The sequence below is a fragment of the Neobacillus sp. DY30 genome, assembly GCF_030123065.1.
Taxonomy (GTDB): domain Bacteria; phylum Bacillota; class Bacilli; order Bacillales; family Cytobacillaceae; genus Neobacillus.
The window spans coordinates 629,618-645,052 of the sequence record NZ_CP126093.1 but is presented as its reverse complement, the minus strand read 5'-3'; the positions used below and the strand labels follow the sequence as shown (position 1 = coordinate 645,052).

Below are 15,435 nucleotides of genomic sequence, written 5' to 3'. Positions count from 1 at the left end.
CATCTCCTCCTAATACAACGCTGCCAATCGCATGATCTCTTCTTGAGATGTTGTCTTCGTATCTACGATTCCGGCTGCTCTTCCATTACTCATTACTAAAATTCTGTCAGTGACGCCAAGAAGTTCTGGCATTTCAGAAGAAATCATGATAATCCCTTTTCCTTCGGCTGCTAATTCATTAATCAGTTGATAGATTTCAAACTTTGCACCAACATCTATTCCCCTTGTTGGCTCATCCAACAATAATACTTCCGGTTTTGTGAGCAGCCAGCGTCCAATTATTACTTTTTGCTGGTTACCGCCAGAAAGACTTCCGATTGGCGTTTTTTGTGAAGGGGTTTTGACCTTCATTGAATCAATTACCCATTTTGTATCATCATGAACTTTGCTTTCTGATAAAAATAGTCCTTTTCGATACTGAGGCAGGTTAGCAATAATAGAGTTGAAACTAATGCTAAGTTGTGGATATATCCCCGTTGTTCGTCTTTCTTCTGTAACCAATGCAAAGCCATTTTTTATTGCATGCTGCGGGGAATGATTTTGAACAACTTTTCCATTTAATTCAATACTTCCGGATTTGACTCCTCTGATTCCGAATAGTGCTTCCATAACCTCCGTTCGTTTGGAACCGACTAAACCGGCAATTCCTAATATCTCTCCTTTTCTTAACTCAAAGTTGACATTCGAAAATGACCCTGCTGTTTCGGCCGTTAAATCCTTCACTTTTAGGATGACTTCTCCTGGTTGATTCATCTTAGCGGGGAAACGCTGTGATAGATCGCGTCCAACCATTAATTTAATAATTTCATCCGTCGTTAATTCACTGGCACTTTTCGTTGCAATATACTGACCGTCGCGCATGATGGTCACTTCGTCAGAGATTTTTAAAATTTCTTCCATCTTGTGTGAAATATAAATAATCGCTACGTTTTCACTTTGCAATTTTTTGATAATCGTAAATAGATGATTGACCTCTTTTTCTGTAAGGGAGGAAGTTGGCTCGTCCATTACGATCAATTTGGAATGATACGATACTGCTTTTGCAATTTCTACCATCTGCATTTCAGAAACGGATAAGGTCCCCACCTTGCTGCGGGGGTCAACATTAATATCAAGACTCTTGAAAATAGCGGCAGTATCTTCATACATTTTCTTTTCATCAATAAATATGCCTTTTTTCGGATACCTTCCCAGCCAAATATTATCCATAACATTTTGCTGTCGGACTTGGTTAAGTTCCTGATGGACCATTGAAACTCCGTTTTCAAGTGCTTGCTTTGAATTCGCAAATGAAACCTCTTTCCCGTCCAACAGGATTTTTCCTTCATCCATGGAATAAATTCCGAATAAGCACTTCATTAAGGTTGATTTTCCTGCACCATTCTCCCCCATTAAAGCATGTACGGTTCCTGCCTTCACTTTTAGGGAAACGTTATTAAGGGCGATTACGCCAGGAAACCTTTTTGTTAAATTAATCATTTCAAGTAAATGGGTTGAACTCGCCTCTGACACGCTAAAACCTCCTTGCCTAACCATTTAAACTGCATTTTTATATCGTAAGACATCAGTCCTGTTTCAAAAAATAACTTGAAACATTGCCCCGAACGAAGGAAAAGAAGATTATCCTTTCCTTCGTTCGAGGAGCGCCAAAGGGGTTTGATTCCCGGACGAGGCGCTTCCACTTTTCTACTTGTCTAGCTCCAGCGCCTAGGGGCTCGGGTCATAAGCCAACCCGTCAAGAAGGTTAAAGAGCAACCTTCTCGCCGGCTCGTCTTATGCCTGTCGCCCCTGGACGAGGCGCTTCCGCTTTTCTATTTATACGCGTCTTTACCAACCTGGATATTGTCTTTTGTGATTTCGATATAAGGTACTCGAACCGCCTTAGAATCATCTAGTTTCCATTCCGTGCCTTCTAATACATCCTTACCGTTGGCAGCATTGGCAGCTAATTGAACGGTTGCGGCACCTTGGTTTTTCGCATCATTTAAGATTGAACCCACCATTTTTCCTTTTTCAATCATTTCAAGTGCTTCTGGTATCGCGTCTACACCAACAACTGGCATAAACTTATCACCTGAGAAGTAGCCTGCTTTTTCAAGAGAAGCTATGGCACCTAACGCCATACCATCGTTATTTGCAATAACAAATTCGATCTTATCGTTGTATTTTGCAATCCAAGCGTCCATTTTTTCCGTTGCTTTTGTTGCATCCCACATACCTGTATCCATTGCTAATTCTTCTACTTCAATTCCTTTTTCCTTTACAGTATCAACTGCAAACTTCGTACGCGCTTCTGCGTCCGGATGACCTGGTTCACCTTTTAATAGTACGTATTGAAGCTTGCCATCACCGTTTTTATCATACTTATCTTTATTTGCTTCCCAAGCCTTCGCGATTAATTCACCTTGGAGAATACCAGATTCAGATGAAGTCGTTCCGACATAGTACCCTTTTTCATAACCTTTTAATACTGAAGCATCCGGCTCTTTATTAAAGAAGATAACTGGAATGTCCTTTACTTTAGCTTTATCAATAATTGTTTGTGCTGCTTTAGGGTCTACTAGGTTGATAGCGAGTGATTTTGCTCCTTTTGCAATGAGTGTATCGACTTGTTCGACCTGCTTCGCTTGGTCATTTTGAGAGTCATTCAACATTAAGTTAACTTTTCCGTCTGCTGCTGTTTCCATTGCACGACGAACATAAGACATGAAGTTGTCATCAAACTTGTAAATCGTAGCACCAACTGCCGGAAGGTCACTGTCCTTGCCTTTTCCAGAATCTCCGGAACTGCTTGTTTCACTGCTGCAGCCTGTTGCTAATAGAATGCTAGAAGCAACTGTTAAAGATAGAATTAACCCTTTTTTGTTTTTAAACATGTCATCCTTCTCCTTTTGCTAGTTAGTAAAGACTCTGGTAAACTTCGCTTACTTACCTTTCTTGAAAGCCCTTACACATATGTTAGCACCTGGAGTTTTCGTTCAATAGTTGGAACCTATAGCACTAATTTGCGATTATCTAGATTTTTTTGCTGCCATCAAAAAAAGACAGATCCAGTTACGAATCTGTCTTTAACTATAAAACTATTAACTTACTGTTTCCCGCCGAAATTCCGATGGGGATAGGCCAGTTTGTTTTTTGAAAACACGGCTAAAATAATTTGGGTCTTTATAGCCGACTGAATAGCATATTTCCTTGAAGCTCTTTGAAGCGTCAGCCATTTCTATTTTTGCCTGCTTAATTCTTATTTCTGTTACATAATCAATAAAAGTCATCCCAAACCGGTCTTTAAATAACTTGCTTAAATAATAGGGACTTAGTTCCACATAGTCTGCAACTTGTTCCAGCGTAATGGAATTCGCATAATGATTTTCAATATATTCCTTTGCCTTATGGAGCATTCCCTTAGCATGACTGGTTCTCCATACTTGAATATGTTGTACGATAGACAATAAATAAGATTTGCCTTTATCAAACATCTCCTTAATTTCCTTTGATTCTTTGATTTCTAAAGATCCTTCATACCTTATCCCTAAATCATGAAGCATCCTCGAAATAAGAATAAACAATTCATCAAAGGACTTTTTTACCACGGAAGCTATTATACCTTCATGATTCATAAGGTTTGCTGAAAACGAGTCAAAAATAAACATGGCCTTATTTAAGTCTCCCTGGCGCAGGGCATCAAGAAGCTTTTTCTCAACTTCCAGCAGATCCGAAGTTGTGGGTAACCCAATGGCTCCTTGTTTACCGCCAAATAAATACTTTCGATTAGGTGTTTTTAAAAGCTGATTTAGTGCAGCTACGGCTTCATGGTAGGATTTATTCAGCTCATGGACATTACAGTACGGAAGACCGATTCCTATTCTTAACTCCGCCTGAAAGTGACTCTTTTGGAATTGGGCAAGTAAATGGTCAGTCACAGCTTGGGCATTTATTCTAAAATGTGTTTTTTCAGTTGTTTGTTTGCATAAAAATAATACCGGTACTTGGCTTTCCGTCATAGGTCCCAATAATACTTCTTGATTTTTATGATAAGATTTCAGAACATCCTTAAGCCATAGATACCAATTTTGCTTTTCTAGCGGCAGGAGTTCTCCTTTTTCCGGCGGCAACAGGGAAAGCAGCATAATATACCCAGAGGTGATCTCTACTCCTAACAGCTGACTCCATTCATCAAACGTAATATCATGAACGGGGTTCAAAATGAGTGATGACATCCATTCTTTTTGGGCGATTGACACTGCACGTTCGAGGTTTTGCTTTAGGTACAGCTGTTCTTCCAACTGCTTGCGTTCACCTATGATTTCGGAAGAAACCCGCTGTAAGCTTTCAAGAATATCCTGTTTCCTGCTAGGTTTCAGGATATATTCTTTCACACCCTGCTGCATTACTTCCTTTGCATATTCAAACGTATTAAAGGCGGAAACCATGATAAAGCGTATGTTTTGATCGTTACGTTTGATTTCTTTGACAGCTTGTACGCCGTCAATTCCCGGCATTTTAATATCCATAAAGATAATATCCGGTTTATGTTCTTCAGCCATTTCAATTGCTTTTCTGCCATTAGGAGCTTCACCGATTACCGTTACGTTCTCTGAAGAGTTGTTTATTATTTTTGTCAATGCCTTCCGCTCTAGTATCTCATCATCCACAATTAGAATTTTCAACAAGCTCTTTTCCCCCTATTACCGCGTCTGGTATAGTCAGTCTAAACGTTGTGCCTTTTTTAAACTCTGATTGTATTTCAATAATATCTTTTTGACCGTAAAAAAGCTGGAGTCTTCGAATCACATTCTTTACCCCTATACCAGTTGAATGACCTTGTTTTTTATCTGAGTCGTACTCCTCTTCTATTTCGTTTCCACTCACATAATTTAGTAGTCTATTTTGAGTGTTTTCATCCATACCGTCTCCGTTATCTACAATTTCCACATAAATTCTGTGATTCCTTTTGTAGATATGCAGCCGTATTTCGCCGTTTTCCTCATACGATTCAACACCATGAATAAAAGCGTTTTCAATTATGGGTTGCAGCGTTAAACTTGGTATTTCTCGATCTAAACAATCCTCTGCTATGTCTGTGATGAATTGAATACGGTCACCAAACCTTGTTTGCTGTATAAAAAAATATTCTTTTACAATGGCTACTTCATCTCTTAGTGTGGCAGCTTTATTTAAATCACCGCCTAAGTTGTATCGCAGTAAGGCAGCTATAGATTCGATTAATCTTGAAGTATGCTCGGCTTCCTCGAGGTAAGCCATCTTTGAAACCGTATTCAAAGTATTGAATAAAAAATGTGGATTAATCTGATTTTGAAGGCTTCTTAACTCCAATTCTTTTAAAAGTTTATCCAGTTCCGATTTCTGCTTAATTTCTTTTACATACAGCCTAAGGTTTGAGCGCATTTGATTAAACGTTTCGGTCAATAGCTTTAATTCGTCCTTGGTCGAAATTTTAATATCCTGACCAGATAAATTTCCCTTTGATATTTGCTTGGCTGCTTGCGATAAAAGTGTAATTGGTTTTGTAATCCCGCCAGATATCCAAAGTGCAAGTAAAGTACTTAGAAAAAAGGCCGCAGCAAAAAGGGAAAAGGATAATAGTTTATAATAATGATTTTGGCTTTCCATTTGATCATAAAAGTTTTGATAATCGGTAAGTTTATTATTTAAGAGAGCAAGAGTACTTTCTTGAAGAAAACCTGCTATTTTTAATACTTCATTAAGATGGTTTGAATACTCATTAATATCATCCTTATGGAAGGCAGCCACTGTGGTATCACACTCTTCAAGAAAACTGTCAATCATATGATGATAATTAATAACCGTTACATCATTAGAATTGATCTCTTTTTTAAAGAGGTCTTGGTCTCTAAGTAACCTGGACTTTTCCTTGTTATAGGCTTTTAAATAGGAGTTTTCCTTGTCTAGTAAATAACCTTGGAGATTTTCCGTAATCAAATTGGTCCTTTGCGAAATTTCATTTAGCAAAAGAAATCGCTCAAAACTATCATCATATTCATTCACAAGGTTTTCACTGCTTTTATAAAAAAAGAATCCCACTGAAGTTAACAAAACAACCAGTACGATAAAATAAAGGAGCAGTTTTGATCGAATTCGAAACAACATTAATATCCAGCCTCCCGTCCGCCGAGATGACTTACAGGCATATCCGCTGCTCTTAAAATACGGGTATTTGTATGCACAATTGGAGGAACTGTCTTACCTTCAATGAGACCAATCATCATTTGTACACTTTGATAGCCCATTTCATATGGTTCCTGAGCAACTGTGGCTTTAATGATTCCTTTAGATATGTAATCTAGTGTTTCAGGCAGAGTGTCAAATCCAATGATATAAATGGTATCGTTTTTTTTATACTTATCTACGACTTGGGCTATGCCAATCCCATCCAGCGCACTTGTCCCATAGAAAGCATTGACCTCGGGATAATCCTTTAAGATTTGGTAAGCCTTTTCAGCAGCTCGAACTCTACTAATTTCTGATTCTTCTACTGTTATAATCTTAATTCCCTGTTCAGACTTTACAGCGTCCTGAAAACCTTGTACGCGCAGCTGCTGATGATTCGCATAGAATCTGCCTGTAATAATGGCAACGTTCGCTTGACCCTTTGTATCTTCAATCAATGCTTTACCTGCTAAATACCCAGAATAGTAATTATCTGTTCCAATATAAGCCATTCGTCTGCTATTGGCAGCGTCGGTATCAATGGTTATTACAGGAATTCTCTCTACAACCTTATTGATGAGCGGAGTAAATTGCTCGTCACTAAGCCCTTGAGTCATAATTCCATCTACCTTAGCGGCCATTGACATTTCAATCGTTTGTAAATGTTCGTCAATATTGGCTTGCTTTGGCCCTGCATACTCCAATAAAACACCATAATCCTTTGCCGCCTCCTGAGCCCCTTTTTCAACCATCCGCCAATAATCATTATCCAGCTCCTCAGGCACCAGCACAAAATGATACTTATACTCCTCCATGTTCCCAACTTCTTCAGGTAAATCATGAGACATAACCTTATAACCATAAAACACAGAAAATGCGAAGCTTACAAGAAAAAACAAAACACCAAACGTATACGCCACCGCCGTTAACCTGCTCATAAACAACCCCATTATCTTCACAGTCTAGATAACTAAAATTATACGAAACATACCAATATTCGACAATGCCAAATGGTGACAGGCACCATAAAAAAACAAATGTCCACCTAGGGTGGACATTTGTTTTTTTTATGCGCTGCTGTCTCTTATGACGAGTTGTGTTGTGATCGTGATTTTTTTGGCAATTTTTCTGCCTTCGATTCTTTCTGCAAGGGTATTGACGGCTGTTTCACCCATAAGTTCGGTATAGACTTTAACAGTGCTTAAGGATGGAAAGACATATTTAGAAATGCTGATGTCGTTGACCCCAATAATGTTCACTCGACCTGGGACGGGTATCCCTTCTTCCAATAAAGCTCTAAGGGCTCCTACGGCAAGAGAATCATTCGCTGCAAAAAAAGCGGTCGGCAAGTTTTCACCATGTTCATGGATGGCCTTTTTCATCAATGCATGACCATCGGAAACGGTGAATTCTCCAACGTACATGTACGCTTCATTCAACCGCCCTTTTTCTGATAAATACGATTTAAAAGTCAGCTCTCTTGGATCTTCAATAGCCTCTTGTTTATCTTTGAATACTTCCCTGCCGCCAATATAACCAATACTCTCATGACCTAGCGCTAAATAATGATCAAGGACCTTTTTCGTCGCTTTTTCAAAGTCTATCACAATGGAATCAAACTGTTCTTCATCAGGAGAAGTATCGACAAAAACAATATGATTCGTGATCGCGGCCATATCTTTTATTTGTTGGTCACTAAATTTTCCGATTGCGATAAGACCTTGGATGTCATCCTTTTTTATATCCTCATAATTATCTTGAAAATATTTTGATATAGCAAAGCCCATTTGCCTGGACTGATTTTCGACACCCAAACGAATAGACATGTAATACAAATCTTCTAGTTCCTCTTTTTCTGTATACCACTGGACAAGAGCTATCTTTCCAGCCTCTAGTTTTTTTGCTTGTTTCTTCTTATAAGAAAGCTGCTCCGCAACCTCAAATATCCTCTTTTTTGTTTCATCACCAACAGAAAGGGTACTATCATAATTCAATACTCGGGATACCGTTGCGATTGAAACTCCTGCTAATTCTGCAATATCCTTTATCGTTGCCATAAATCAAACTCCTATTGTGTTAGAAAAAAAACGATATTTTGTTACAGCATGGTATACTTCCTCAGGGTTTAAAACAATCGTTGGAAAATCAGGCTGGTTAATCGCGTCAGGCAGTCCTTGCGTTTCAAGGCACACTCCCAAATGATTTCTTGCCCGGACACCAGATATGGAAAATGGACCTTCTAATTGATTACTTGTATAAAGAACAACGCACGGTTGATCCGTCGTAACGAACAGCGTTCTTCCGCTTTCTTTATCACTTAATATAACTGTATTCTCTCCCTTTTTTGTAAAAAGAAGCGGGTGGTCGTAACCGCCGCCAGCAAGGACATTTTGTGGATAAGCGGATTTCATCCCTGACTGCAGCAAGCGGCCATGCCTAAAATCAAACGGCGTATTAGTAGCGTCAATCATTTTTCCGGTTGGGATTAAATCTGATCCTAGCTCTAAGAAGCGATTACTTTCCATTTGAAGGATATGCTCAGAAACATCTCTTTTTAAATTACCGCTTAAATTAAAATAAGAATGATTGGTCAAATTAACGATCGTCTTTTGATCGGTACGTGCCTCATAGCTAATACTCAATTCATTTTGGTTATTTAAAAGATAGGTAGCAGTCGTATCCAAATTACCTGGGTAGCCTTCTTCACCATTTACACTACGATAGAAAAATTTCAATCCGACTGCATTTTCAGTCTCAACGTGTTCTGTTTTCCATATGACCGAATTAAAACCCTTTTTACCTCCGTGCAGGTGGTTAGGATCCTCATTAGGTGTCAGTTGGTATACCTCTCCATCTAATTCAAACTTAGCGTGATTGATTCTTCCAGCCACTCGCCCACAAACCGCCCCGAAATAGGGGGACAAATCAAGGTAATCTTCAAATTGTTCAAAACCAAGTACAACATTTTCAATTTTTCCATTGCGGTCTGGGACCAGTATCTTTGTTATGATACAACCGTAATTCAGGCATGAAACGGACATCCCCGAGTCATTCACAAGGGTATACTCTATCACGGACTCCTCATGATATTGACCGAATACTTTTTCTACTATTTTCATTTATACCACTCCATTACTTCTTATCAAAAAGATGAGTACTTCCGCCTTGTTCATGCTGTAAGCTTTTTATAGTGACAAGATAAAGCGGTTGAACCCGGCTTTTCCTTCTTCATTTGTTTTAAATACACCGGCATCTTCCAATGCCTTTAAAAACTTTTTCCCAGTCGCTTCTCTGACCAGCGCTTCAACATTTGACGGTGTTACAACAGAATGATAGCTTTCTTTTAGGCTTTGTGCCCATTCTAAATGGTAATCAGCAACAGAATCCGTTTTTCCAAGAAGGAAATTTTCAACTTCCGCAAGCTCATCTTTTAAGCGTGCAGGTAAAACGGCCAGCCCCATCACTTCGATTAGCCCGATGTTTTCCTTTTTAATATGATGAACATCTTGATGAGGATGAAAAATACCTAGTGGATGTTCCTCATTCGTCCGATTGTTCCGAAGAACTAAATCCAGCTCATAAGATCCCTGATTTTTACGGGCAATTGGTGTAATCGTATTATGCGGAACATCGCCGGATTTTGCATATATTCCTACGGTTTCGTCACTGTAATTTCTCCAGCTTGATAATATATGCTCGCCCGCTTCTACAAGTGGGCCAATTTCTTCCGAACGCAATCGAATGACAGACATCGGCCATTTGACAACCGAACCACGTACATTCGGAAATTGCTCTAATGAAAAAGTCCAATCATCCTCCGCTTTCGCCATCGCAAAGTCATAATGGCCGCCTTGGTAATGATCATGTGAAAGGATAGAACCACCGACAATCGGCAGGTCCGCATTAGAACCGACAAAATAATGCGGGAACTGTTCAACAAAACGCAGTAACCGCTCAAACGTGGCAGGACTAATTTTCATATCCGTATGCTGCTCAGACAATACAATACAATGTTCATTGTAATATACGTAAGGTGAATATTGTAATAGCCACCTCTTGTCTAAAAGGTTTAACCTAATCATACGGTGATTAGAACGTGCTGGGTGGCCAATTCTCCCCGCAAAGCCTTCATTCTCCACACAAAGCAAGCATTTAGGATAATTTGTTTTCTCCGCTGTACGTTCAAGTTCTATACTTCTAGGGTCTTTTTCTGGCTTCGATAGATTAATAGTAATATCAAGGTCACCATATTCCGTACTAACCTTATACTCAACATTATTACGGATTCGCTTCATCTGAATATAATTGCTATTTTTGCTTAACTCATAAAAGTACTCTGTGGCTTCCTTTGGATCCTGTTTATACTTTTCGAAAAATATTTGATTAACCGTGGATGGACGTGCCATGAAGCAGTTCATAATCTTACTAGAAAATATCTCCTTTTCATCAAAGATATCACCAATAATCCCTTTCTCACAAGCATAATCTACTATTTGTTCAAGCAAATTGGGTATCTCTAGATCACTCTCCGTGTCACATTCCTTAAAATCGACTAACTTTAAAAGGGAGAGAATTTGATTTCGCGCATAAATTTCATCTTCTGGCTCAATTAATTGAACCGCAATGGCTCTATTTATTAATTGTTGGATACGTTCATTTATCATACCCTTCACCTCTCATACCCATTTGGATGATGTTGATGCCAATTCCATGCATCGCGAATAATCTGTTTAATCGAGGTCCTGGTAGGATTCCAGCCCAGCACCTTTCTTGCTTTTTCCGAAGAAGCAATTAATGTACTAGGATCGCCGGACCGGCGTTCGCCGAATTGGACTGGAATATCAATACCCGTAACCTCTTTTGCAGTTTCGATGATTTCTTTTACTGAAAACCCTTGGCTGCTTCCAAGATTAAAAACATTACTTTCTCCGCCATTCTGCAAATAACTAAGCGCAAGGAGGTGTGCGTTAATCAAGTCCTCCACATGAATATAATCGCGGATACAAGTACCATCTGGTGTATCATAATCTTGCCCAAAGACCGTAATTGCAGGTCTTTTTCCTAAAGCGGCTTCTAAAACAACAGGAATCAAGTGCGTTTCTGGATTATGATCTTCGCCAATTTGTCCGTCACTTCTTGCTGCTGCAACGTTAAAATAGCGAAGAGATACATATTTAAGATCAAATGCCTTCTCACACCAAGCAATCATTTTTTCCATCGTAAGCTTGGTTTCGCCATAAGTGTTCGTTGGTAATGTTGCCGCCTCTTCCTTAATTGGCACCACCTTTTGTTCACCGTATACTGCAGCTGTTGATGAGAAGATGATGTACTTCACGTTAAATTCCTTCATCATTTCGAGGACAATTTGTGTCCCGAATACATTGTTGTCGTAATATTTTAGGGGTTCTGTCATTGATTCTCCAACAAGAGAGTTTGCAGCAAAATGGAGAATAGCTTCAATGTTTTCTTTTTCAAAAACAGAGCGCATAAACTCACGGCTTCTAATATCACCTTCATAAAAGCGAGCCTTCTGATGTATTGCATCACGATGGCCACTTTGCAAATTATCAATGACTACTACTTCAGAACCCTGATCAATTAACTGGTAAACTGCATGTGAACCAACATAACCTGCACCGCCTAATACAAGAATACTCATGAAATAGCACCCTCCAATTGAATTTCTTTTGCTCCATCACCGATACTTGCTACATAGAAATCTGCCTGATAGCCAATTTTCTCTTGATAAGCCGCACCGACGTTAGCGATAAAATGTTCAACCTCTGCATCTTCAACAATCGCAATAGCGCAGCCCCCAAATCCAGCTCCCGTCATGCGGGCACCTAGAACACCCGGCTGCTCCCAAGAAGCCTCTACCAAACTGTCAAGTTCCACTCCTGTCACTTCATAATCATCACGTAATGATATGTGTGATTGATTCATTAACTGTCCAAATGCCTCAAGGTTACCAGCCTTTAACGCTTCAAGAGCTTTTAGAGTTCTAACATTCTCATATACTGCATGTTTCGCCCGCTTACGAACTGTTTCATTAGCAATTAATGTTTGATTTTCTTCAAACTGTTCTTCCGTCAGCTGCCCAAGCGCTTCAATCGGAAGTTTTTGCTGGAGCTGTTGCAATGCATCTTCACATTCTCCACGTCGCTCATTGTATTTCGAATCCGCTAATTCCCTGCGCTTGTTTGTATTCATAATTAAGATTTTGTACCCGTCAAGCTGAATGGGTGCGTACTCATATTTTAGTGTTTGGCAATCAAGTAAAATTCCTGCATCCTTTTTACCCATTCCGATCGCAAATTGGTCCATAATGCCGCTGTTGACACCAATAAATTCATTTTCAACTTTTTTACCAAGCTTAATCATGTCCAAGCGGTCTATTCCTAATTTAAACAATCCGTCTAAAAGCACACCTGTCAATAACTCAATAGACGCGGAAGAGGAAAGGCCTGCACCATTAGGAATGTTCCCTTCAATAACACACTCAAATCCGGATGAAATTGAGAAACCTGCTTCTTTTATATAACGAATCATCCCCTTCGGATAATTCGCCCAATCATGCTGCTTATCATACTCTAATTGCGATAAATCAAACTCAATGATTTCTTTGTCTGGAAAGTTTACTGAATAAAGGCGGACAAGATTGTCCTCTCTTTTCTTTGCAACGGCGTAGGTACCATAGGTAATAGCACATGGAAAAACATGACCGCCGTTATAATCTGTGTGTTCGCCAATAAGATTAATTCTCCCCGGAGCAAAGAATGCCTGCTCAGGCTGGGCTTCAAATATATGTCTAAATGTAGTCGTTAACTTTGTGATGTTCATTGTCGTCCCTCCAACAATATAAGCTATATGTTTAGTGTAATCCACAAGGTAAAATAAATCTACTGTTTTTTACTAAAACTTTTACCAAAAAAATAAAAAAGCAGTGCATATCTTTATACACTGCTTTTTTTATGGATTAATTCAAATTTTCATTTGTACTTTTTAAATAAAAAATGTTTGATTGGAAGTCGCCTCTTCGTTTTGATGATTTTAAGTTTACTCCGTTAAACTCCGTTGGAAGCTGAATTCCCACTTGCATTAGCTCATCACCGTAATAAGTCCTGCCACCCACTTCATATGCTTTATTAGCTGATAGTCCACTTAGCCGTAATGTTTGCTGTTTTCGGGAGTTCGGTGCTGCCAATACCTTATAATAGCCAACTAATGCTTCTGATTGGTCTTGACTGACCACCATCCAAGCAGTCTCATTACCTGAGAATGGGCTTAATAACCGGTAGAATTGGCCGTCCCGGATTAAGCGGCGCTGCTCTTTATAAAAAGCAACCTGACATTTAATCTCCTCCCTTTCTTCTTCCGTTAATGTGAGGGGATCTAGTTCATACCCAAACGTTCCAAAGTAAGCAGTGTTTGCCCGTGTTGACAGCGGGGTCTCTCTAAATGTTTGATGATTAGGAACCGCTGATACATGGGAGCCCATACTATACAACGGATAGGCGAACGATGTGCCATACTGAATTTTTAGCCTTTCGACCGCATCGGTATTATCACTCGTCCACGTTTGCGGCGCATAGTATAACATTCCAGGGTCAAAGCGCCCTCCCCCGCCTGCACAGGATTCAAACAAGACATGAGGAAACTCACTCGTTAACCTTTCATACAGAGAATACACTCCTAAAATATAGCGGTGGAAAAATTCTCCCTGCTGATTGGGTGCTAATTTTTGCGAGAAAGGTTCTGTAATGTTACGGTTCATATCCCACTTTATATAAGAAAGATTTGTTTGTTTAATAATTGCGGACATTCTTTCATAAAGATAATCAACAATTTCAGGTCTGGAGAAATCAAGTACCAGCTGATTCCGCCCTAAAGTACGGTGCTGGTCTGGCATCCCAACGGCCCAATCAGGATGTTTTTTAAACAACTCACTGTTTGGACTGATCATTTCCGGTTCGAACCAGAGTCCAAATTTCATCCCGACATCATTAATCTTTTTCGCTAAACTTTCTATGCCATTTGGAAGTTTACTTAAATCTACATGCCAATCTCCTAGGGAGGTGGTATCATCATTTCTTTTTCCAAACCAGCCATCATCAAGGACTAACATCTCAATTCCTAATTCACTAGCAGACTTCGCAATATTTACGAGCTTCGCCTCGTCAAAATCAAAATACGTGGCCTCCCAGTTATTAATAAGTATTGGACGCTCTGCCTTTTTCCATTGCTCTGGTATCAGATTCTCACGGTAAAGCTGGTGGAACGCCTGACTCATCCCGTTTAAGCCTTGATCAGAATAAACCATGACAACTTCCGGCGTTTGAAACGTTTGTGCAGGATCGAGACCCCACTGAAAACCAAAGGGATGAATCCCCACGGTTAACCTCGCCATGTCGTAGTGATCGACTTCAACCTGCATGATGAAATTACTGCTATAAACGAAGTTAAATCCGTACACTTCACCGTTATGCTCTGTAGCATCAGGCCTTCTTAAAGCTAAGAAAGGATTATGGTGATGAGAGCTGGCACCACGTATACTTGAAATCGATTGGATACCGGTTTCTAGTTCCCGTTCCTTCACATGCCTTTCTCGAGCCCACGCCCCAGCTAAATGAGTAAAAATAAAGTTCTTATCTGGGAGGTCAAGTGACGCCCCCATTAACCTTTCAATTACAAGATTTTCAGTACCATAGTTTGACAATGCAGCACTTCTAGTAATCACAGGCTTATCCTGAAAAATGGTATAGTTTAATGTTAATTCTGCATGAAGAAATTCATCCTTTAATGTAATTTGCAATGTGCTGGCTTCGCTGCCATACGTTGCTGGAAGTCCCTCTAGGCGGGGTTTTTCCAGCAGCACCCGATAGGAGTCATATGTAAAAGTTGGTACATGAGAATCATTATCTTTACGGACAGCCATCGCAGGCTCACGGAAATCCGAATTGCCATAAGCTGGATATTCCTGGCGCAGTGTTTCTAAAACAAAGGCTGGATCGTCTTCATACACATGGCAGCTGGCACCTGTTGGGACGTCATAGTTTTGCAGATGAGAAAAATCGGCTCTATGACGCAAAGCCTTTCCATAATACAGATGACCTAATTGTCCATTTTTCATCACGTGAAAAATATAACTTACCTGGCCATTTGTTAGATGAAACTGTTTTTTCTCTGGATTTGCATGTATTAGCATTATGTAATCACCTATCTTAGATTAGTAGTATTGTTAGTAAC

General features: G+C 39.6%; 11 protein-coding genes. All 11 read right to left on the bottom strand.

Features of this window, described 5'->3' with window-relative positions; genetic code table 11:
• Positions 1-9 precede the first annotated feature (9 nt).
• Positions 10-1,536 carry a galactose/methyl galactoside ABC transporter ATP-binding protein MglA gene (gene mglA, locus QNH29_RS02980; protein WP_283863380.1) on the bottom strand — a complete coding sequence of 509 codons (1,527 nt, stop codon included), beginning with the start codon at positions 1,534-1,536 and terminating at the stop codon, positions 10-12.
• A 275-nt stretch (positions 1,537-1,811) separates the two neighbouring features.
• Positions 1,812-2,876 carry a galactose/glucose ABC transporter substrate-binding protein MglB gene (mglB, locus tag QNH29_RS02975; protein WP_283863379.1) on the bottom strand — a complete coding sequence of 355 codons (1,065 nt, stop codon included), beginning with the start codon at positions 2,874-2,876 and terminating at the stop codon, positions 1,812-1,814.
• A 207-nt stretch (positions 2,877-3,083) separates the two neighbouring features.
• Positions 3,084-4,670 carry a response regulator gene (locus QNH29_RS02970; RefSeq protein WP_283863378.1) on the bottom strand — a complete coding sequence of 529 codons (1,587 nt, stop codon included), beginning with the start codon at positions 4,668-4,670 and terminating at the stop codon, positions 3,084-3,086.
• Positions 4,645-6,129: a sensor histidine kinase gene (locus QNH29_RS02965; RefSeq protein ID WP_283863377.1), complete on the bottom strand. Its 1,485-nt coding sequence runs from the start codon at positions 6,127-6,129 to the stop codon at positions 4,645-4,647. The genes QNH29_RS02970 and QNH29_RS02965 overlap by 26 nt, the downstream gene beginning before the upstream one ends.
• Positions 6,129-7,127, bottom strand: coding sequence for a sugar-binding protein (locus QNH29_RS02960; protein ID WP_283863376.1), 999 nt, complete (start codon positions 7,125-7,127; stop codon positions 6,129-6,131). The genes QNH29_RS02965 and QNH29_RS02960 overlap by 1 nt, the downstream gene beginning before the upstream one ends.
• Positions 7,128-7,256: 129 nt before the next feature.
• Entirely contained in the window at positions 7,257-8,246 is a 990-nt protein-coding gene (locus tag QNH29_RS02955; RefSeq protein ID WP_283863375.1) for a LacI family DNA-binding transcriptional regulator, read from the bottom strand.
• 3 nt (positions 8,247-8,249) lie between these two features.
• Positions 8,250-9,308, bottom strand: coding sequence for an aldose epimerase family protein (locus QNH29_RS02950; RefSeq protein ID WP_283863374.1), 1,059 nt, complete (start codon positions 9,306-9,308; stop codon positions 8,250-8,252).
• Between the two features lie 66 nt (positions 9,309-9,374).
• Positions 9,375-10,853: a UDP-glucose--hexose-1-phosphate uridylyltransferase gene (galT, locus tag QNH29_RS02945; protein WP_283863373.1), complete on the bottom strand. Its 1,479-nt coding sequence runs from the start codon at positions 10,851-10,853 to the stop codon at positions 9,375-9,377.
• 5 nt (positions 10,854-10,858) lie between these two features.
• Positions 10,859-11,848, bottom strand: a complete 990-nt coding sequence (galE, locus tag QNH29_RS02940) for a UDP-glucose 4-epimerase GalE (protein WP_283863372.1) — start codon at positions 11,846-11,848, stop codon at positions 10,859-10,861.
• The gene (locus QNH29_RS02935; protein WP_283863371.1) at positions 11,845-13,029 is read right to left on the bottom strand and encodes a galactokinase; all 1,185 of its coding nucleotides are present in this window, start codon (positions 13,027-13,029) and stop codon (positions 11,845-11,847) included. The genes galE and QNH29_RS02935 overlap by 4 nt, the downstream gene beginning before the upstream one ends.
• A 136-nt stretch (positions 13,030-13,165) precedes the next feature.
• A complete protein-coding gene (locus tag QNH29_RS02930; protein WP_283863370.1) occupies positions 13,166-15,394 on the bottom strand; it encodes an alpha-galactosidase in 2,229 nt (742 codons plus the stop codon).
• Positions 15,395-15,435 lie beyond the last annotated feature (41 nt).